Raw genomic sequence first — 22177 nt, 5'->3', positions numbered from 1 at the left:
ACCCCTATTTTTTAGTTAGTTATCAATGTATATTACACTTGCTTCTTATAAGATATCGACGCGATACAACACAACACCGAGGCAAAGATGAGAAGCGCGAGGTATTGCGGAGCAAGTTCTATTACGGTTGCTCCTTTGAGATATACCGACCTCATTATCTCTATGAAGTAGCGCGGCGGAATCAGACATGTTACGTATTGAGCCCACTGTGGCATAGAGTCAATAGGGGTAAACAATCCACTCATCAACTGGAAAATCATTATGAAAGCGAACATCACGAATATGCCCTGAAGCATAGTTGATGACCGGTTGGCAATCGTAACTCCTAAGCAAGACATCACAAGACTGAACAAGACAGCCGCCAGATAGATTGCAAAAAGGCTTCCGAGTGGCACAAGTCCATAGACGAGCCAGCCTATCAACAGTCCAACGGTTACAACAATTACCCCTATTACCCAAAAAGGGATGAGCTTAGAAAGAATGAATGTAAATCTGCTGACCGGAGTAACATTCATTGCATCTATAGTTCCGGATTCCTTTTCGCTCACAAGATTCAATGCAGGGAGGAAACCGCAGATTATAATCAAAAGCACTACCATCAATGCCGGAATCATGTAATTCCTGAAATCAAGTGTCGGGTTAAAACGATATATGACGCTCTGATCTACGCGGGGCATCTCTATGCCGTTTTCTGCATACCACTGAGAGAGCGTCCCGGCTACTGCTTGCGCAACATACTGAGAGCCTATCATACCTTTGGTAGCATTAACGCCATTTGCCTCAACATCAACCTGTGGCATTGTTGACATTGCGTTTTCAGAATAATCCGGTGGAATTGTAAGTAAAACATCAGCATTGCCGTTTTCAATGGCTGACATTGCCTCGCTATGTGTATTGGACACTGATGAGACATCGAGATACTCCGATGCGGCAATATCGGCTATAATTCTGCGAGATAACTGACTGTGGTCGTTGTCGACAACTGTGACATTGACATTTCTCACATCAAGATTTGCCACAAGCGGTATGATAAGCATTACCATAACCGGCATTGCAAAGACTATCTTTGGAATTATCGGATTGCGTTTCATGAGCGCAATTTCCTTTTGCAGTAACGCAAGTAATATTTGTAATTTCATTGTCCGGTCATTTTCTTGTATTAAATTTCTTTAGAGCGAACAGAAGTAACAATCCGGTCATTGATAGCAATATGGAAATCTCCTGTAATACATAATTTATTTCAAGCTGCTGTATCATAAGTTTGCGCATAGCCGCTGTGTACCACCTTGCCGGGATAATACAGGACAACCATTGCAATACGACCGGCATATTGTCTATCGGAAATATCATACCTGACAGCATGATTACCGGAAGCATAAACACCACCGCCGAAACAATCAGGGCTGTAAGTTGAGTGTCGACAACAGTTGATACGAGCAAACCGATTGACAATGATAATATAATGTATATGATGGAAAGCAGTATTACATTTATTATGCTTGAAGACAACGGCAATTCCAATACGGTATAGGAAATTATGAGCATCACGGCAAGAATCGTGCATGACAGGATAAAGTATGGAATGAGTTTTACCAATATAACCGTTCCCGGTCTGACCGGTGAAACAAGCAATAAATCCATAGTTCCGTTTTCCTTCTCGCTTACAATTGAGACAGAGGTCATGATGGCGCATATAAGGATAAATATCATGCCCATAATTCCGGGCACAAAATTATATGCACTTTTTAACTGTGGATTGTATAGGGTCTGCGTCAATACAGGAGACATCATGTCAGAGCCTGATATTATGCCTCGAATATAGGCCGTGGAGGCTTGCGCTACAGTTGTGTTGGACGCGTCAACGATGATTTGCGTTGACAGTCTGCCATTACTTGTTTTCAGTACTACCACAGCATCTGTCGTGCCGGTTCTCAGCAGATTGTCAGCATTACTGTTATCTGTAACGCCCTTAAACGTTATGTATGGATTGACACTGAAACGCTCTATGATTTCTCTTGTTTCATCGGTATGTCGGTCAACGACTGCCACCACATTCACATTGTTGACTTCGGTTGATATTGCAAAACCGAACAGCAACAGCAAGAGCACCGGCATCAATAGAGTTATTACCATCGTGCGCCGATCTCTGAATACATGTAGAGCTTCCTTTTTTATAAGGGATTGGAGTATTGACATATTATCAGTATTTAATCGCTTCTTGTCGAATCTTTGGCTACAATCCTAAAAACTTCATCCATTGAGGAAACATTATATCTCTGTTTGAGAGCTGCCGGCGCATCCAAGGCATTTATGTGACCATCAACCATAATGGAAACACGATTGCAATATTCTGCCTCATCAAGATAATGGGTCGTAACAAACACCGTCATACCGTCAGATGATGCCTTGTATATCAATTCCCAGAATTTACGGCGTGTCACCGGGTCAACTCCGCCGGTAGGTTCATCAAGAAATACTATTTCAGGAGAGTGAATAGTCGCAGACAGAAAAGCAAGTTTCTGTTTCCACCCCACCGGAATATCTTTTACCAACGCGTTTTGCATATCGGTCATTTCAAGTTCTTCCAATAGTCTTGATGAAGCGTGGCGAAAACTCTGTCGATTCATTCCATAGATGGACGAAAACAGCCGAAGGTTCTCTATTACTGTCAATTCACCGTAAAGGGAGAACTTCTGACTCATATATCCTATGTGGCGTTTGATATCTTCGGATTGCGATACAATATCATATCCTGCAACCTGTCCCTGCCCGGACGTAGGAAAACTAAGTCCGCATAGCATGCGCATCGCTGTGGTTTTTCCGGCTCCATTCGCACCAAGGAAGCCAAAAATCTCACCTTTGCCGACATCAAACGATATATGGTCAACGGCAGTAAAATTTCCGAATTTCTTTGTAAGGTCACGTACGGATATGGCCGGATTGTTATTTTCCATCACGAATCTGCTTTATGAATAAATCTTCAATAGTGCCGGTGGCGTGATATATTCTCACATCCTCCATGCCTGTCTTTTTTAGCGCCTCTTCGACCTGACCGGCTGAAAAATTATCATTACCCACGACATGCAAAGTGGCCCCGAATGTGTAACAGTCAATCACGTCCGGATTTGACCTGAGACGCGAAAGGAGTCCGAACATATCAGTGGCGACCGCATTATACAGGTTCTCATCCAATCTGTTAATCAGAGCGGAGGGAGTGTCAACTGCAAGAATACGTCCATTGTTTATCATCGCTATGCGCTCACATCGTGTAGCCTCGTCCATATAAGATGTGGAAACGAGTATTGTAATACCTTTTTCCCGTAAAGTTGCAAGCATATCCCAGAATTCACTCCTTGAAACGGCATCAACACCGGTTGTAGGCTCGTCAAGGAGCAATACTTCCGGACGATGAATCAGGGCGCAGCTTAGAGCCAGCTTCTGTTTCATGCCTCCCGACAATGCCCCGGCCATTCTGTCGGGAAATTTCTCCAACTGAGAGAATATAGGGGCAATCAGATCATAATTCTCTTTAGCCGAAACGCCGAACAGAGAGGAAAAGAACGCCATATTCTCAGCTACAGTCATATCCTGATATAGAGAAAACTTTTCAGGCATGTATCCGATTCTTTTACGCAACTTTCGATAGTCACGTACTACATCCATTCCGTTCACTGTCGCTGTGCCGCTATCCGGAGCAGAAAGTGTCGCAATTATACGATATAACGAACTTTTTCCGGCGCCATCAGGCCCGATAAGACCGAACAGTTCTCCTTGCTCAACCGTGAAATTTACACGGTCAAGAGCATGGATGTAACCATAGCTTTTTGAGACTTCCGATATTTCAATCGCCTTGTTCATAAACGCACCTCTCCATATTGACCGAGTTTAAGCCTGCCATCGTTTTTGACAGCGATTTTTACAGCATATACAAGATTAGCCCGTGAATCTTTGGTCTGAATGGATTTCGGTGTAAATTCACTTTCCTGAGCTATCCATGTGATAGTACCGGGATATTCATATTGCTTATCTACGCCAAAATCAGCTATCACGGTCACATCCTGTCCGATATGTATATCCGAAAGCTGTGACACAGTAAAATAACTTCGCAGATAAATGTCATTGAGATTTGCAATTTTACAAATAGGTTTTCCGGGAGTGGCAAATTCTCCTTGTTCGGCATACTTGATGAGAACTGTGCCTGTAAGCGGAGATTTCACCGTGCTTTTTTCTATCTGCTCTTCCAGCTGCTCCTGCTGATATTGCAACGCCACGGCATTGTCTGAAATGGAATTGCGGTTGTTTGAAAGCGATGATGTCAGAGCATCAAGCTGTGCCTGTAATACTTTCAACTGCGACTGCGCGTCATCGTATTGTTTTTGTGTCGTCGCACCATCGGCAAGAAGGCGCCCTAATCTCTCGCACTCATGTTTTTGATGTGCAATCTGAGCACGTAGCGATGACACCTGTGCGACAATATCCGGGGACGAATTTTCAACTGACAGTTTTTGACTGTTGAGCTGCTTCTGCTGTAGGACAAGCATGGTTGTATCAATCACGGCAATAGTCTGTCCATTATTAATGCTGTCTCCCTCTGAAATATCCAGTGAAAGGATTTTTCCGGTTGTTTCTGACGATACAGTCACTGTGGTTGCCTCAAAAATTCCGGTGGCGTCGTAGTCAGGAGCTTTATTGCAGCCGGTAATAAGTACAGCCATTGCTATTAGATTCAGAGACTTCTTCATTGGTTAAGGATGTATTTGAGATTATATATTTCTTGTAATAGCTCTATTTCATGAAATGATGCGGTCAGGACGGCTTGATTCTCATCATTCACTTTTGTAAGAAACGCCGTAGCATCTATCACGCCGTTTTCAAGTTGAGACTCTGCCGATTTGCGTACTTTCTCCCTAAGCGAAATTATCTCCTTGTCCTTTGACATTATCTTCCTCAGTCCATTTATGCTTTCCATAACAGACGCGGATTGAATATCGGAGTTGAACAGAAACACATCTTTATCGGCATGGATGTTCTGCATCTCAATGGCATTACGAAGGGAATTATTTTTCCGTGTATAGAATGAATCTATATTCCAGGACACTTTGATTCCGGCTAAAATATTGAAAGATAAATCCCTATTCATCATGCTCTTAAAGTAGTCATAGCCGGGATAGCCATAGTATGCCTGAGCAAAAAAGCCGATTTTGGGCATAATTGAAGTGTCGGAGAGACGTTGTCCGGCTTCAACCAACCTGAGTTTTTCTTCAAATAAATTTAGTTCCGGTCTGTTGGAGTCAGATGATTCAGGCATTGACATATACGGCTTTTCCAGTTCGCAATCATTTAGACTTGCACCAATAAATATTTCAAGCACCTTACGGTATCCGTCGGCAGAACTTTGCGCCATTACAATATTCTGTTCGATAACAAGTGCCTGCGCCTCAAGCATGTCAACATCGCTCTGCATCGCAGTGCCATTCTGCAACATTGATTGCAGTTTATCAAGATTTGAGCGTAGTAGCGACACGGTGTTTTGGTTGAGTTTTATCTGCTCTTCCGACAAAAGTATTGCGAAAAAAAGATTTTCCACGCGTTGCCTTACCTGATATAGCTCTACGTCCATTGCTTCCTGCCGCACTTGCGTTTCAGCTTTTTGCACTCGACGCCGAGCACTGGAAACTCCGCCATCCCAAATATTCTGAGACATATCTATTCCAATCTTATATTGAAATTTGCCAAGACCTTCAAACGACTGCCCCATCTGACTGAGCATACCGGAAAGTGCATCGGGGAATGACGGCACAACATTCTGCACCGTCGCCTGTGCCGACGTATTTATCCGGGGAAGCCACCCTTTGTTTATATCAGACAAGGCAATGTCGCATGTCGAGGCAAGAAGGTCATATTTTTTTACCAAAGGATAGTTTTCCACAGCTTTTTCCACGCATTGCTCTATAGTTATCACTTCGGCCCTAAGCCCGGGCGAAAACATCCATAGCATCAGGAATGTAATGATTGCCTTATACATAGTCTTATGGTTTTAGTTTTCGCATAATCGTGTCAAAATTTTCCTTTTTACGCTGTGCAAGAAAGCTCTCCGAGTCCTCCATGCAGTTGTCTAAAACCGCATTTATCAGAGGCGAGGCCATATAGGAGAAAATGTTAAGCGACACTATATCAATTATTAGCATTCGCGCGTCCACCTTCCTGAAAATCCCGTTTGCAGCCGCTTCATCAATCTGGCGCTGCAGTTCGGCAATCATACGTGGAGCAAACATCCTTATTTTTTCAGTCAGGACTTTTGCTCTTTCCGGATATGCAAATACTTCTCCGACAAGAAAACGAGGAAGATCGGGATTTGCCGCGACAAAATCCAAATGTCGCCCTATCACATTGCGAATCTTGTCCTCAAGCGACATATCTGAATTTACCACAGTGTCAAGTAGCAGTTCCTTCATCAAGGCTATTTTCTCAGATATGATTCTCTCGAACAGTTTATCCTTAGTTCGAAAATAGTAGTGAAACATTGCATGGGTCACTCCCGCAGCCTGAGCAATAGATGTGGTTCTTGCTCCGGCAAAGCCTTTTGTGAGGAATTCACTTTCAGCGGCCTGAAGGATTTTAGCTTCAGTATCTTGTGGTTGTCTGTCATTTATCATAACAATTCTATTTATCAATATTGACTAACAATTTTGTTAGCACAAAACTATAATCTTTTTCCTTTACTACCAAATTTTTCCACTAAAAAACAACCGCCATCAAACATACTAACCTACAACCGCCTGTTGTTAAGCGCGTTAAATGACAGCAAATCCTATGACACAAAAACGCGAAATTACATTTTCAAAAGCCTCTGCACTCCCACCATAGCCATTTCACCGGTCGCCCTACCCTTCATTATCCAATATAAACAAAAAACGTTGCCACGCACTTACTGCATGGCAACGCCTTATTCCGCTTCATCGCGGTCAATTCAATCCCTTCCAAAAATATCGCGCGAATAAATCTTCGTCACTACATCCTCAATCTCTGCCACCGGAAAAAGTGATGCAAGCCGCCCCAAACCGACCACACACTCAAGAGTATGAATCTTAACTCATTTTCAAATTTGGAAAAGTCCGTTGGGCGCAAACAGTAATTTCGGGAAATCAATCTGGAATAATCAAAAGTTATATCTCATAAATACTTTTGTACATAATGTGTCCCATGTGAATAGTATTGGGAATTCAATCAAGACATTATATAACCTGCCCCATAAGCCTCTTTCGTGGAAAAGACGGTAGAAGGCCCTAAGGTTGTATTTATTTACCCAATCAGGATAATAGTTGATACTGTTGGCGGATTGGTGGAGGAACCCTCCGCATGTGAATACAATCCCTTTGTAGCCGGCATTTTTCAAATCGAGAGCAAATTGTTCTTGCAATGGAGACCCCATGCCGATGATAGTAAAATCGCTGTCAATATCCACGACTTCCTTAATCGCACTTTTCCTGTCATCATTGTCAATGAAATAGCCGTTGCGATAACCGGCAATTTTCATTTCGGGATAGCTTTTATGAAACTGTTTGACCGTTGATTCAAGTATTTCTTGTTTCGTTCCTAAGAAATAAATACTTCGACTTGTCTCTTTGTCATTTAGATACGTAAATAAATCAACAGCCATGCCAGACATATCGAAACTTAGCCTCGGCACACGCTTTCCCCATAAAAAACGGATTAACCAACACATAGTCATGCCATCTACAAAAAGTCCATCCATTGATCCGTATAATTCCGGATGACGGCGCACAAGATGATAGGAGTATGGATTTACGCACGTATTTACTCGCCCATTCCCCTCAGCGAAAGTGCTGTCGGGATATGCCAAGGCAGAGTCTGCGATTTTTTTCACAAACTCACGGTTATTCATAAAATCAGGATAAATAAATTATATGGAAAAATGTGAAATCAGGTGACGATAGAAAAGATACCCTTTTCGATAAGTATCAGCTATCGATATCAATATTGCCAAACTCGTATATATATCCGTTGCTTTTCAAAGGCAATGGAGTCTGGGAAAAATGGCTGATGTATTGGATTACTTTTTACATTCATTCCAAATTAGATTTTAAGTAATCCACTGTGTTTTTCTTCTCCCGCTCTATCGCTGCATTAACCGGTACATAGTCAATTTTCTCTTCCAAAATTCCAGTTATATTTTCAGCCTTTTCTGCTATCCTTGAGTCAAGATTGAATTGTTCCAATAAAAAAGTTAACTTGTTGCTGTTCATTCCTCTTACAATCACAGCAAATGACTTATTGAACTTGAGAGACATAACCGCACCATGAAATGTGTCAGTGACTATACAACTTGCACGTTTGAAATAGCCGAGCACTTCAAACGGATGAGGAGTCACAACCTCGTCAACCCAGTCAAAATAGTTAGCAACTGCAACAATTTTCAGATTTTTCTTTTTGGCATAAGCCGTTATGGCTTTAACCTCTTTAGAATTGTTCATTCTTCCGGGATATGTATAGACAAGGAGGTACTCATCTTTTATATCAGGAAGTCTGACTTCATTGTCAAATCCATAGGCTATGACAGGGTCAACATTGAGATTCGGTTCTACGTTGGTAAGTGAAGTGACAATATCAACGCTGTTCTTGTCTCTGACTGAAATTGCATCCATTCTCGCCATCAGTTCTCCGACTCGGCGGTCTATGCCAAGTTCTTTCAGTTTTGCGATCGTCGTAGCTCCAAAGCATCCGGCATAACTTATAACTTTATCAGCATTCAAGTTTTCGCCAAACAATTGAGTAGAGAAGCCGAACCATGTGGTCTGTGCTACATTGAAAACCTCGTCACTACCGATTACGACAGCATCAAAACGAGTTTCTGTTTTCCCCTCTTTAACTCCGAGTTCCGGTTTAAATTCATTGTCAAATCGTCTGTGCAACTTTAGGGTACATTGAAGTTGACGAAGGGGATGCTTCACTTTCAAACGCTTAAGCATCAGATTAACTTTGTGAAGTTTCCCAATTCTATATTGCGGAAGCTGTTCACCTGGAACGATATTGACAAACTCAACATCATGTCCCAATCTTTCCAAAATTGATTTAAGTCCATATGCTTGCAGAAACGATCCATAGTTCGTTATCTGCTGCATGGACAATATGCCGACTTTCATATGCTTCTAAGTTTGTTGACAATTGATTTGACGATCCAAAATACGCCAGTCGAAATCAGCAAGTCTTTTACGTTGTCTTTCATACCGGTACCTTTCAGATTGAATCGAGTGTTTATATCCCTCAGTGTAATTTCTGGATTGTTGAACGACTTGATAAGTTCATTTCTATATGGAGGTTTATCAGTAGATGCTACTAAATTGTGATTCCGTTTAACTGCCTCCTGAAGTTCTCTTTTTTCTATGAAGCAATTTTTCAGATTCTCAAGGATTTCCCTCCCGGACTTAGAGTTTACAAGGACCAAAGACACTCCCTTAGAAACATCATGTTTAAAGGGTTTTCCGAATGCTCCGATACCCCAGAAATCAGCGATTGTGATGTCGCCGACTCTTGATAAACCATTAAATTGGCAGTCATAACATGACTCCCTGAAAATCGCACCTTTGTCAAAAGCTGCCATGTAAAGGTTGGCAACTCCAGTGAGAGGCTTCATGCGGCAATTCCCTTTCTTCGGGGTTGGAGCAATGCCCCAACCCCGAAGATTTCTGAATTCAAAGCCATCCGCTGATGAATATTGCGGGTATTCAGATTTTAGTTTCTTGATGTAATTTGAAAAGAGAATATTGGAAGGGACTCCATGACATACGATATCAATCGTAATAAGCTTCTCATACGATTTTATTAAAAACGAGCGTAACCCTGCTATTTGGCAAGGTGTGCCGGTAAAGAGTACATATTTACCTTCCTTTAGTTTTTCGCGTGCTTCAGCAAATGTCTTCCGTACGTCGCTTTGAAGATACTTTGAGCCGCGTAACATGGCGAAGTCTTTTCCTTCTTCAATTCCAATATGGCAACACTGGAAACTATCGTGCCATGCGGCACCAAAAACGACCCCATCGCGTTTCCTTATCCAATCAGCAATCGCCGAGAATGCTCCCCCCGAGCTGCTTTCAGTACGTGTATTGTTATCCCAAAAGGCATAAGCCTCCTTGACCTCCGGATTCTTTAAATACTTACCGTTTACGATGGGGCAAGCCTTTTCACAAAGTTTACATTCGACACATTTGCCAGGATTGATGACAGGCATGATAAAACCGTCATTGTCCTGCGTCATCATAATTGCGTCGTGCGGACATATATTGCCACAGGCTGCACAGCCTGTACAATTCTGTGGTTTTGCAAGAATTGGCATTATTTCAATCTATTGATTAAATCGCAGTATTTCCTTTTGAAAATACCAAAATTGAAATTGTTTTCATATATTTTCTTTCCCTGACGGGCCATCATGTCCATGTCAGATTGTTTAGTGTCCGACAGATGATTCAATGCAGCAATCAAATTATCCCAATCATCAGCAACAATACCATTGACATTATCCTTCACAATTTCAGTGTTCCCTCCTACATTATTACAAATAGCAGGTAATCCTATCTGAGATGCCTCGATAAGCGAAATAGGCAGTCCCTCATGTTTTGAGAATAACATCATGAAATCACATTGTCCCATAAGGCTTGGTATGTCATCCCTGAACCCTAATGCTTTGAACTGATCACAGTCTCTGCAAAGCTTCTCAAGTTCTTCATATTGTGGCCCGGTTCCGGCAAACAGAATCCTTACGCGAGGGTCAAGCTTGCCTTTCAGATGGTTTACAATCTCAATCTGCCGTTTAACGGAATTTATACGAGCCGGATAAAGAATGGTTATATTGTTAGGATCAAACTTCTTTGTTCGTGACACATCAGGGAAAGTCTCGCGGACGCAATTGTGGATCTTAGTTATGTTGGCGGGCGATACTCCGAAATAATCCGTAAGGTTTCTGATTCCGGCATCCGATATGGCTACGATATTCTCCGGAAAAAGTGACAGTCGCTTGTTTCCGTAAAGCTCATTGTGATGGACATAAACACACTTCACGTTAAAACCTGGAATATGCCCAAGCAACCACATTAGAGGGAGTAACCTCCGTTCATGAATAATGACAATGGAGTTGCGGAACATAAAAGGATTTCTGAACCTAAGATAATCATCCCCGGATATTCCCAGGCTGCCATTAACCTTACCATATGGAATATTGCCTACAATCTTGGCTTCAAAATCATCTCTCAGAGCCTCCTGAATGTCAAGCAATACACGTTGAATCCCCGTAACCTTATATAGCTCAGTGTTCAACTGGAAAACCTTTCGCTTAGTCATTTGATGTATTAGATAAGTCTCTTATTATTTTTGCTGGATTGCCAGCTATTATACAATTCGATGGCACATCTTTTGTCACTACAGAACCGGCACCGATAATCACATTGTCGCCGATATTTACCGGATTCATTATGACTGCTCCTGCGCCTATGTAAACATTGTTGCCGATGGTGCATTTGTCTATGTCGGCATCGGGCGTTTTCTTTCCGATAAGAACCATCGGAAGAATCGTCAGGTTACTGCCTATACTCTTCACCGAATCAATCCTGCGATAGCCATGATGCACGATATGAAGCCCCGGTCCCACACAGTTCGGCTTTATATACAACTGATGCTTCAGATTCATCCGTCTCCATTTGATGAAATGCCATAACCGGAATAACCTATCCCACGGCTTTTGAGCTTTGTTGGTATAATATTCCAAATATCGGAGGTTACGGACATAGGCGAACATTGTTCCGTTTTCACTCCACGAAAATTTAGCCAACAGAGGATACTTGAATCCAAAAGCGTTATGGTCGGCTTGAAGCCATTCCCTTAGCTCCTTACGTGTACAAATCATTGAAAAAAAATTTATACGGCATCAGTCCACACGGTTCCCATTCGCGGGTTATGCGATATGTCAGCCATGCCGTAAATAATATTGCCAACAAAATTTTGATAATTACTCGGCTCTGCACCTTAAAGCCGGAGCAATATACCGGAATAAGATAAGACCAAAACACCAACCGTCCGAGATAGAAATATTCATTAGCTCTCCACATCCCCAATATATTGGCTATAGGGGTGATGATGATGTCAAATGAGATCATCAGCTCTAAAAATGAAATGCTCTTGTCATATTTCAATCTCCTATTGCATAGCAGCCACATAACAGAAAGCAGAATCAATGGTATTACCGTTACGGCTGCATCCAGTATAGAGCCATTTAAATTTTTTGAGATGTAATATGCGTCAGCACCGTCTAATAGACTTAATGCGATTGCATACTGTTGAACTTGTAATGCGAGATAATAACCTATTATTGTAAGTGTCGATATTACAATAATCAGTTTTATATTGGAATTTGTGTACTTATAATGTCTGAATATCGCGTAAAATGGCAAAAACAGCACATATAATATTGACATTCTGTGGATAAGAACAGATGTGCAAATCAATATTACTCCCAAAAGAGTTCTTCTATCCTTCAATAATACCAGTCCGCATAGTATAACCGCTATCGCTATACTTGACCTCATTGTATTGAAGCTTTTCAAATACGGAATCATCAAGACAATGAACGGCAAGCATGATACTCCCTTTTTACAAAAAGATTTTATGAAATATATATATGCAAGGGTTATTATTGAATAACATATAAATCTGTATATTACCGGGCTTTCAATAAAGAACCTTATAGTCTTATTAAATAGTCCAAACAAAATGTCCTGTTCCTCGAAGCGGGAATCTGATGAGAGTGCATTCAAGAAAAGTCTTTCATATTCAAATGCGTCAATACCTCCAATACCATTAAAAGTTATTAGCCTCAGTGAAGCTAAGGTCACGAAAATTATGTAGAAGCAAATATACCCTGTCTGTCGTGTATATGTTGAATTCTTTTTATAATTGATACTGATGTCAATCATGTACGAACTGAACAATCCAATCAATACATACAGAATTAATGAACTATAATCAAAATAGGGGTACATTCTTATCAGTGAAAAATCCGGATGAGTTTATGAATTTTTTCAACTACAGGTTGAATGTACTTTATGATATTACTACCCAACAACCTTTTAATTTTTCTACGAAACCTCACTTTTCCATCTTCCCATGATGCTGAATAATGATGAATTGTTACCGAATTTTCTGTTAGAGTCATTATTAGGGTAGGTGTCATCGGGCAAAAATAGTCCCAAGGATAGATGTTGACTCCTTCTATCTTCTGAATATCGGGACTGTTCGTTAATCCATGTTGTACAAAAAGTTCAGATGTGTATTCAACAATTGTTTTAAGGTTTAAAAAGCCGTCTTCTTTTATAAATTGAAGAGAACTATACAATTCCAACAATTCATGAAAAATATTCATCATGGGTGTCGCTCCCAATCCAAGACCAGGATTAATATGCAGATTTACTGGAGGCATGTTTGGAACAAATTTATTCTCACAACCCATGAAAGGACCTGCAGAGATTATTTTATCCAATGGCTTGATGACTTCAACATCTGTGTCAAAATATATCCCCCCATATTTGTAAAGCAACCATATCCGGGCAAAATCACTTACAAATGCGTATTTTTTTGCCTCATATGCCTGACTTGTGTATGGGATTATGTTAACATCGAAGTTTGACTCATCCCATTGTTTTATCTCATAATCCGGAAGATATCTTTTCCATGATGCGATGCATTTTTGGGCTAATGGAGGCAACGGTTTTCCTCCAAACCAGCAATAATGTATCATTTTAGGGATTTCAGGAGCTAAAGTGATCATCATCTGTTATTTATTAGTGGGCAATTAATAATTCCTCCAATTCGTTTAACATATTTTCTGCCGTTGAAAGGTTATTAGGTGGAAAAAGCTGTGTTTGAGCGAATTCGCCTCTTTTATCTTTCATTGTATCTTCTCCTCTTAAAACCACGTTTGTGATGAACTCCTCAATATCATTTGTCGAATGTCCGTGGTAATGACAATTGAAACAACCAATACCGAACTCATTATCAACACTCGCCGGTGGGATTCTGTCCTTATATATGTACATTACCGGCTTGTTTGTGTATAGGTATTCACCTACGAATGAAGCACAATCATGAATCATAGCATCCGAAAATGCAAAAAGTTCGGTATAAGCCCCCAAACATATCATTGTGTTTGGCATACTTTCCCATAAAGTATAATACGAGTCAGCTCTTTCCTTTCCCCACTTCTCTATTAGTCGCTCTTTCAATATTGGGTGCGGTTTAAAAGCGAACTCAACTGTATCTTGAAATTTGTTTGCCAGCATTATCATGTCTGAACAAATTCTTTCAAAATTTGAACTTGAAAAAGAGTATTTACTATCCATTGAGTGATGTGGCGCCCAGATAACTCTTTTCTTTCTATTATTACGCCATGGAGATTTTTGACTATATGCCTGATTAAGTTGGTCATATAATGTAGCACCGGTCACTACAATGTTAATTCTTGTTGTAATGGCCTTTTGTAATACAGCCTTCTCCATAGGAGATGATGCGAAAATTTTCCACGCTATATTATTAAGATATGTATCATACAGAACTTTATCATTCGTAACAGATAACCCATACGGCGTATATATAAACAAACAATTCTTGAGATATCTATCAATTCTCCACTTTTCATATCCTGTATTATATGGCTGGGTATATACGACTATATCCGGATCAATTCCTTCTAAGTCGTTATATTCATTGCTACAGGCATCGTATCCTATTTTAAATGGGAAATTGTTGTCTTTACAATAATTTATAATACATTCTTGATTATACCGATTAAATTTAGGTCTATTCTCAGGCATTGCAAATGGAACAATTATTGGCTCAAATTTTGGATGGCTTAACAATAACCTGACAAGACCCTCGTATTTCCACATCCCTAAATTATAGACAAAAAATAGAATCCTTATTTTATCTTTATTTGAAATCAATTCGATAATCTTGTTCTTTGAACAATTATATTTTTTTGCTTTTCGAAGCATTTTCCCTCGATAAAGATAAAACCTACGTTTATTCAGCAATATATACATTCTGTCTTTTAGAAAAAAATACAATAGTGATTTAAGTAGACTTTTCATAATAAATGAACAACTGATTTAAATTTTCAACCTCTTCTCATTATAGTCTTTAACAATGGAAGTATTTCGCAGTAATATTTTTTGCCTGTCAAAGCAATAATTCCCAAATAGGACAATGCTCCAATTAATATTGAAAATATCAAGTTCAATACTATTGAGCAATGAATCATATTTGAAAAAATAAAAACAACGACACCCATTAACAAAGATTGCCCTAATGGTATAAGAATATCTTTTAACTGTTGGTCTATGCCTATATTAATCAGTCTCTTAGTGTAATATGAATTTAGATATACCGCTATCGCTCCATATACAACTCGCCCCCAACATACACCTATTATTCCCCAGTAAAGGCTAACAAAAAATATAATTATTGCTAAAACTTTTTTTACGATTTCCAGTCTCAGAGCAAGATCGGATCTGCCTTTAACATATAGTACATTTAAATTTATGGAACATAGGTGGTCTGACATCCAGTCTATACAGAGAATCTGAAGCAAAGGAACCATGGGAAGCCATTGTTCTTTAAGAATTACTAATGTTAAAGGTCTTGCCAATACGATTATTCCTACCAAGAGAGGGAATATAAACAATGATGTAAAAACTATATATTGTGAATAGGCCTTTCTTAACCGAGTGTTATCATCTTGGATTCGACTGAAAATGGGGAAAGCCACCCTTGAAATCACTGAGCCAATTGTGTATGGTACATACATTGCAAATGTATCGGCCCTATTAAAATATCCAAGATCAATCGCTGAAAACTTCTTCCCTATTATGATTGGATATATATTTCTATATAATAGGTGAATCAGCGATGCTCCCAAGAGTTTGGAACTGTATGAGAAAAGTGATTTAAATGCTGTTTTTGAAAATATCATTGACGGTCTCCATCTTATCATAATGTATATAAGTGTAACCTGAAGTGCAATGTTGATAATTGTCAATGCCACCAATGACCAAACTCCGTAGCCGTGATAAGCCATCCATATCGCTGCTGTCGCTGACGCAAATGAAGAAATCAATGATATAACAGCCTGAATCTTGAATTTTAGTTGTATGGTCAATCTTGTTTTGTGGACTGAGACGAGAGCTCCGATTATAAGATTAAGCCCAACGACTCTTGTTAGAACCGTCAGTTTCTCGTTTTCAAAGAATTCTGCTATAAACGGAGCACAGAAATAAAGGACAATGTAGAATCCTATTGACAAGGCAAGATTGAAGAAAAAAACCGTACTGTAATCAGTCTGTGACCTATCTTTCTTTTGGATTAACGCATTGCCGAATCCGCTGTCGATGAAAGTCTGCGAAATCTGCACAAATATGGCAATAATTGCCAGTAGACCGAAATCCTTAGGCGTCAGAAGGCGTGCAAGAACAATATTTGCAAGAAAGACAATCCCTCCACTCACAAACCTATCAACACCACTCCAAATTACGCCTTTGGCCGTTTCTTTCTTTAAATCTTCAGCCATTACTAATTTTGATATTAAATCGAATCAGTGTATTTATTTAATGGTACGCCATTTGGGATTCGGAACCTGTCTTCCGACACCGTTATATTGCCAGTCTATGTTGTAAAGGCCATAGTGAAGCATCTCTTCGCCCAATGGAGAGAGTCCGAATTTGCTACCTCCTTTATCTGAATCTTCTGCATCAAATTCACCTCCGTCAATCACTGTCTCGTGAATCAGCCCATTGGCCGATAGGATTTCAGTTGAAGACGGTTCATAAAAGTCGGTTCTGTATTTATGCAATTGCAGAAGGTCGATATACGGGACATTGGCTATTATCCAACAAAGTCTTAGATAGTTTGGGCGGGAAATGTCTCCCTTTATGCTATGGCGAAGTATATTGGCTAAGATAACGGCTTTGTTTGCATTGTCAATTCTGTCAAGAATATCCATCATGTTCTCGAACAATGATTCAGAGTTGATATTCTGAATCTCGTGAGCCATGTCGTCCAATTCTTCCGGATTATAGTCTTCTTGGGAAAAAGTCTCCATAAATTTCAGCAACTTTTTTGCAGTCTTGTAATCCCTATAACCATGAAATGAAGTCTTGGCTTTTACGAGTCCAATTACCGGAATAAATCCAGCAGCTATATCAAGGATATTATTACCGACAGTTGACGAGTTGTCCGAACCAAGATCCCTACGAACCTTCTTTATAACCGCAGGAGTCAACGATTGCCGGAGTCCCTCGGAATAGGGGGACTCCATGGTATTTTTGTCTTCTGACATAATTTCGGTTACTTTTGGCGGCTCCAGCTTTTGAAGTCTTTGAAGAAGCTGATTACTATGAGGATGAGGAGGATTCCTACGGGGAAGGCGGCTATGATTGTCACTCCTTGCAAACTGTAAAGCGAGTTCTGGGCGAATAGCAGTGCTATCGGTAAAAGAATCAACATTATGCTCCAGAAACCGCGTATTTTGCGCGATGGTTCTTCATCGGGAGCTATCTGTTTGTAGCTATAAGATGATGTCACATAGGTAATGCCGTCGAGTGTGGTGCTATAAAAGGCAATCATTGTGATTGTTAGCAGGATAAGCGCAAGCCATGGAAGGGGAAGTGTGTCAAATATCATAAGGATTGCCTCATACATCTCACCTCCGGCTCCTATATGGCCGATTGCATCGACTCCATGTTTCATCTGCTGCGCGAGACCGTAGTTTCCAAGAATTATGAACGACAGATAGGTTCCGGCAAGTCCCCAGCCGAAAGAACCCCATACAACATTCCGGATTGTGCGACCTTTCGAGATGATGGCGATGAAGAATGGCGTGGCGACACACCAAACAAGCCAGTATGCCCAGTAATAAACCGTCCAGTTCTGTGCAAATCCGTTTTCGCGGAGAGGATCCATATAAGTGGATAGCCCGATGAAGTTTTGAATCATGTTGCCAAACGACTGGAAGCCGGTCTCGATGATATATCCTGTTTCTCCTCCAAGGAATAGGAAATACAACAATATCGCAAAAAACAGATATGAGCATATGCCCGCGAGCTTACTTATCCCGGATATCCCGAACAATACTGTAATCGTGTAGACTGCACAGATTAGTAGCAGTACAAGAATCGTGATTGCTGTTGTCGGTTCAAATCCGAAGACACTGCCCATGGCATTTGTCAGCAGTGGGGTGGCAAGTGAGAATGTTGTCGCTGTCGCGCAAACGATTGCAAAGATTGCTGTCACGTCAATAACTTTACCCCAAAATCCATCAACCTTATCTCCGAGAAGCGGGCGGCAAGCCTCCGAGAATCTTTGACGTTGACGCTGGCGCACATGAATCATGAAGGCGAAGCAGACAGCAAGAATCACATAGAATCCCCATGCGAGCGGCCCCCAATGAAAAAGGGTGAAGGTCGGTGCCCACATCTGTGTGCCACCGAGCTCATGAACGTGCTGCTCTCCACCATATAGTGCCCATTCAATCAGAGAATAAAACATGATGTCGGCGGCCATAGTGGAGGTGAAAATCATTGTACCCCACTTGAAGTTGCTATAGGCAGGCTTGTCGGTGTTGCCAAGTTTCACATTGCCATATTTTGGAGTCAACGCTATATATAGCGAGCAGAGCACAGCTCCGATTGCAATCAAAGGATAATAAATGCCAATTGTATCGCCGAAAAAACCTCTCATGGTGTCGACGACGCTTTTGGACGATTCCGGGGCAATCATGAATACTGCCATCATTGCAATTACAATCCCGAATGGTATGAGCATAGTCGCCCAATCTATTTCCCTTTTTTCAGTTGTCATTTTTGTAAATTAATTTTTTTCAAGTTAGATATAGCCCTGTTGAAACGGTCAATACCGTATGTTCCGAAATCATCACCCTTTGCTTCCTTTATTACAGTCCATTGGGACCAAAGATAATCCCATAGAATCTGGTAACACAGGATCTTCTCTCGTGCTTCCGGAGGTATGTTCCCCTCAAAGTATTTGTCAAGTATATAATCCTCGTTCTCCTTTTCAAACCCTGCCTCAATAAACAGGGCGGCAAAGTCTGCCATTGGGTCGTTCATGCCTGAATACTCCCAGTCAATTAGATATACTGTCCCATCTGTTGACTTGATGAAATTTTCATAAAGTGCATCATTGTGGCAGGGTTTAAGATCAACACCAAGAGAATTCAGATAACCTTCCAATGTCATAACACGGGGCCTGACATTTTCCCAGCCCTCATACATCGTGGCTCCCGCCTTCAGCAACAGTCGATCGTATTTTTCAATCTCTTGAAACAGATTGAACTCATTCTTCAATCGGATATGTGAGTTATGAACTTTCCTGTAAATCGCAGCAATCTTGCGCATATTGTCATGACGCTGTATAGTGGCGGCATTTAGCGTTTCAGCGTTCTCAATAAAATCGGCAAGCTTTATGCCATTATATGGATTGAAGTATCTGATTTCAGGATTTACCCCGAGCTTACATGCTTCGAGCGCGTTGAATTCCTCATTAGTTCTCTCCACCATACCTTCTGAACCGTTGCCGGGAACTCTAAGCACATAGCTTTTTCCGTCAATTGTGACCTTGAAGTTTTTATTGCTCATACCGCCGATTTTAACAATCTCGGCCTTTGAGATATCCTTGTCTTCAAAAATCTTCTGAAGGTGACTTCTCAGATTTTCTTCATCAAATGGGTTTTCTCTTCGTCTGAGTTTCCGATAAACCTCATTTTGCAGTTTTTTGAAATCCTCCCTGCAATCGACATCTCCCCATATCACATTCTTGAACCGTATATATGGGCGGTCAAGTGGTTCGGTCACATCCATCAGAAGGTATTCGTAATTCAGATATGGGTTTGAAGAATTTTCCCACGCAGAAATCATCCTTGAGAAAGTCTTGAATGAGATTCTGGTGATGCCCATCATCTCTCCTTCGAAATTGCAGACACGATGACGGTCTTTTGTGATTTTTGTGACAAAGCCGTGCTTTGTTTCCACGAAACACTCATCGCCGGAACCACTTTCTTCTGTCATTGACAGGCAGTTGCCTTCAGTGACTATCGTCACTTGTTCCACTACTTTCTTTTCAAAAAAGGTGTCACTTTCTACAAGCAAGAAGTCATCTTTGATGAAATCCTTGCATAAGGCAAGAGAACCCATCGAGGCGGTGAACTCATAATCATTATTGTTGATTACAGAGACTCCATCACCATGATACTTATGAAACATATCATATCTGAAACCAGCCACGATATAGATATTCTCATATCCGCAATCTTTCAATATAGAAAGGTTACGATCCATGAGGCATATTCCCTCTGCAAATTGTTGCAGAGGATAAGGTATCTCGGAATCACGTTCTTTTCGAGCTGCAAGAATTACGGCTGTCTTCATAACTTAATTATGGTGTCGTCTGATTCATTGAAACAGTAAGCCACACCATCTTTCAGGAATGAAAAAAGAAGATAGTCACCATCATTTTTCAATTTCTTGAATCCGGAAAGATTTTCCTCTTTGCATTCCATTCTTCCGACAATCTCCTTCAGAATAGACGAACGAGTATCTGAGATATATGATTTGTCGAATAATCTCAATTCATCAATTGAGTCAAATTCTTCAATCTCATGCTCTGCATATCGTCTCATTGACATTTGTGGCAGTTGATTAATATGGCTGATATAGACATCCTCCCAGTATCCCTGCTTTACTTCATCTTTTGCATATTCTTCAATCAGCAATTTCTTGAAAGCATAGCTGAAGTCCTTGGAAAAAAAGACATGACCAACCATATACCAAGAGTCTTTTCCACCTATGCTTACACCCGTTATATTGTTGTTGGAATCAGTGACGATACAATATTCGCCGGTCTCTCCCTTAGCATAAAGAGCACTGTAGTAGCTATGTTCAGGCTCTTCAATAAATACATTCTCCGGGAAATAATTGTCAGAGGAACAGATGTACGTATTACCGAGACGGTCAAGAACTCTTATCATGGAAGAAGTGTTGTTGTATCGATTAAAATCCTCATTAAGAACCAACTCGACACAATATTTGTCCTTGAGATATTCAAACTTGTGAGCCTTGTAACCGACTACAATTGTAATGTCTGTTATTCCGGCTTCCTTGAGTTGTCGAATCTGACGCTCAATAAGGATTTCACCCTTTACTTCAAGAAGGCCTTTAGGTATTTCAGCCGATAACGGGACAAACCGAGACGATGTACCGGCTGCCATAATTATCGCATTTATCTTTTTTTCGCTCATTATTTTAAAAAGCGAAATTTGCTGTAAAGTTAATAAACGCCTTGTCGAACACCGGGTTGTATATATAGGCAACATTCAATGGCAGATTCCATCCGCTATTGAATACTAAATTGTATGTATATTTGAACTCTAGATTGCATACAGAAAAGTCATGTTCGTAATTGTTATAGCAAGACTTGTTCAACGCAGCTCCTGCCGTCAATGACACCCGGTTGTTATCAAGGAAGTCATAATATGTTCCTAATTCAAGGTATGTAGAATAAGCTTGTTTTTCTTTACCTTCGTCATTTACATATTTGTCAGCGCCGGCAAAGAAATTGCTGACCGTAATCCAAAACGGAATTTTTTCCGGTGCATATGTTATGACTCCCTCAAACCAGTGCCCTGTATGCTTGCCTCCACCGAAATACTTGTCTTCCTTACCATCTACTGTCGGATAATAATAATCGTTGAATCCGATATTCAACCCTTTCCACGTGTAGCTGATACCGAGGTCAACCTCTGCGTATTTGCCATTAATTGCATAAGCCCCCATCATATATAGGGAGAGGTTCTTATAAGTATAATTTACTGATGGAAATAGAACCGGAGCAGAGTCTTCAGTCATCATCTCCATGCCTCGCCACACATATTTGGTCTGGAGATCAAGACCAAGACCAAACGGAGATCTTATAAGTTTTTCTCCCCAATTATTTTTGACTACTGAATTTTCTGAAACTTCTTCTGCTAATATTGACAAGTAAGCTCCAAAACAGAAAAGGATAACTGCAAATACTTTTTTTCTCATTATTAAATAGTTGAATTGTGATA

Annotated in this window: 21 protein-coding genes; all 21 read right to left on the bottom strand. The window is 40.5% G+C overall.

What is annotated here, in order from left to right; translation table 11 throughout:
* Positions 1-32: 32 nt before the first annotated feature.
* Positions 33-1139 (bottom strand): ABC transporter permease, encoded by a 1107-nt coding sequence (locus E4T81_RS04315; RefSeq protein ID WP_135041755.1) that lies wholly within the window; start codon positions 1137-1139, stop codon positions 33-35.
* A 7-nt stretch (positions 1140-1146) separates the two neighbouring features.
* The gene (locus E4T81_RS04310) at positions 1147-2196 is read right to left on the bottom strand and encodes an ABC transporter permease (RefSeq protein WP_135041753.1); all 1050 of its coding nucleotides are present in this window, start codon (positions 2194-2196) and stop codon (positions 1147-1149) included.
* A gap of 11 nt (positions 2197-2207) precedes the next feature.
* Positions 2208-2954 carry an ABC transporter ATP-binding protein gene (locus E4T81_RS04305; RefSeq protein WP_135041751.1) on the bottom strand — a complete coding sequence of 249 codons (747 nt, stop codon included), beginning with the start codon at positions 2952-2954 and terminating at the stop codon, positions 2208-2210.
* Entirely contained in the window at positions 2944-3858 is a 915-nt protein-coding gene (locus tag E4T81_RS04300) for an ABC transporter ATP-binding protein (RefSeq protein ID WP_135041749.1), read from the bottom strand. Before E4T81_RS04300 ends, E4T81_RS04305 begins: the two co-directional genes overlap by 11 nt.
* On the bottom strand, positions 3855-4742 hold the full coding sequence (locus E4T81_RS04295) for an HlyD family secretion protein (protein ID WP_135041747.1): 888 nt from the start codon (positions 4740-4742) through the stop codon (positions 3855-3857). The genes E4T81_RS04300 and E4T81_RS04295 overlap by 4 nt, the downstream gene beginning before the upstream one ends.
* Positions 4739-6025, bottom strand: coding sequence for a TolC family protein (locus E4T81_RS04290; protein ID WP_135041745.1), 1287 nt, complete (start codon positions 6023-6025; stop codon positions 4739-4741). Before E4T81_RS04290 ends, E4T81_RS04295 begins: the two co-directional genes overlap by 4 nt.
* Before the next feature lie 4 nt (positions 6026-6029).
* Positions 6030-6656, bottom strand: coding sequence for a TetR/AcrR family transcriptional regulator (locus E4T81_RS04285; RefSeq protein ID WP_135041743.1), 627 nt, complete (start codon positions 6654-6656; stop codon positions 6030-6032).
* A gap of 503 nt (positions 6657-7159) precedes the next feature.
* On the bottom strand, positions 7160-7906 hold the full coding sequence (locus E4T81_RS04280) for a WecB/TagA/CpsF family glycosyltransferase (RefSeq protein ID WP_135041741.1): 747 nt from the start codon (positions 7904-7906) through the stop codon (positions 7160-7162).
* Positions 7907-8087: 181 nt separating this feature from the next.
* On the bottom strand, positions 8088-9164 hold the full coding sequence (locus E4T81_RS04275; RefSeq protein WP_135041739.1) for a polysaccharide pyruvyl transferase family protein: 1077 nt from the start codon (positions 9162-9164) through the stop codon (positions 8088-8090).
* The gene (locus E4T81_RS04270; RefSeq protein WP_135041737.1) at positions 9161-10354 is read right to left on the bottom strand and encodes a Coenzyme F420 hydrogenase/dehydrogenase, beta subunit C-terminal domain; all 1194 of its coding nucleotides are present in this window, start codon (positions 10352-10354) and stop codon (positions 9161-9163) included. The genes E4T81_RS04275 and E4T81_RS04270 overlap by 4 nt, the downstream gene beginning before the upstream one ends.
* A complete protein-coding gene (locus E4T81_RS04265) occupies positions 10354-11355 on the bottom strand; it encodes a glycosyltransferase family 4 protein (RefSeq protein ID WP_135041735.1) in 1002 nt (333 codons plus the stop codon). The genes E4T81_RS04270 and E4T81_RS04265 overlap by 1 nt, the downstream gene beginning before the upstream one ends.
* Positions 11348-11917 carry a serine O-acetyltransferase gene (locus E4T81_RS04260; protein ID WP_135041733.1) on the bottom strand — a complete coding sequence of 190 codons (570 nt, stop codon included), beginning with the start codon at positions 11915-11917 and terminating at the stop codon, positions 11348-11350. The genes E4T81_RS04265 and E4T81_RS04260 overlap by 8 nt, the downstream gene beginning before the upstream one ends.
* Positions 11901-12983 carry an EpsG family protein gene (locus tag E4T81_RS16070; protein ID WP_167761680.1) on the bottom strand — a complete coding sequence of 361 codons (1083 nt, stop codon included), beginning with the start codon at positions 12981-12983 and terminating at the stop codon, positions 11901-11903. Before E4T81_RS16070 ends, E4T81_RS04260 begins: the two co-directional genes overlap by 17 nt.
* 71 nt (positions 12984-13054) lie before the next feature.
* The gene (locus E4T81_RS04250) at positions 13055-13837 is read right to left on the bottom strand and encodes a glycosyltransferase family 32 protein (protein ID WP_245207002.1); all 783 of its coding nucleotides are present in this window, start codon (positions 13835-13837) and stop codon (positions 13055-13057) included.
* A 10-nt stretch (positions 13838-13847) separates the two neighbouring features.
* Positions 13848-15056, bottom strand: a complete 1209-nt coding sequence (locus tag E4T81_RS04245) for a CDP-glycerol glycerophosphotransferase family protein (protein ID WP_167761679.1) — start codon at positions 15054-15056, stop codon at positions 13848-13850.
* Positions 15057-15178: 122 nt separating this feature from the next.
* A complete protein-coding gene (locus E4T81_RS04240) occupies positions 15179-16627 on the bottom strand; it encodes a lipopolysaccharide biosynthesis protein (protein WP_135041728.1) in 1449 nt (482 codons plus the stop codon).
* A 33-nt stretch (positions 16628-16660) separates the two neighbouring features.
* A complete protein-coding gene (locus tag E4T81_RS04235; protein WP_135041727.1) occupies positions 16661-17374 on the bottom strand; it encodes a hypothetical protein in 714 nt (237 codons plus the stop codon).
* Between the two features lie 29 nt (positions 17375-17403).
* Entirely contained in the window at positions 17404-18915 is a 1512-nt protein-coding gene (locus E4T81_RS04230; RefSeq protein ID WP_135041726.1) for a BCCT family transporter, read from the bottom strand.
* Entirely contained in the window at positions 18912-20498 is a 1587-nt protein-coding gene (locus E4T81_RS04225; protein WP_135041725.1) for a phosphotransferase, read from the bottom strand. The genes E4T81_RS04230 and E4T81_RS04225 overlap by 4 nt, the downstream gene beginning before the upstream one ends.
* Positions 20495-21367 carry an NTP transferase domain-containing protein gene (locus E4T81_RS04220; protein WP_135041724.1) on the bottom strand — a complete coding sequence of 291 codons (873 nt, stop codon included), beginning with the start codon at positions 21365-21367 and terminating at the stop codon, positions 20495-20497. Before E4T81_RS04220 ends, E4T81_RS04225 begins: the two co-directional genes overlap by 4 nt.
* A gap of 4 nt (positions 21368-21371) precedes the next feature.
* Entirely contained in the window at positions 21372-22154 is a 783-nt protein-coding gene (locus E4T81_RS04215; RefSeq protein ID WP_135041723.1) for a hypothetical protein, read from the bottom strand.
* Positions 22155-22177 lie beyond the last annotated feature (23 nt).

Origin of the sequence: Barnesiella sp. WM24 (assembly GCF_004570975.1) — a bacterium.
Classification (GTDB): Bacteria; Bacteroidota; Bacteroidia; order Bacteroidales; family Muribaculaceae; genus Muribaculum.
The sequence above is the reverse complement of the archived record's forward strand: the minus strand, read 5'-3'. Positions and strand labels throughout refer to the sequence as shown.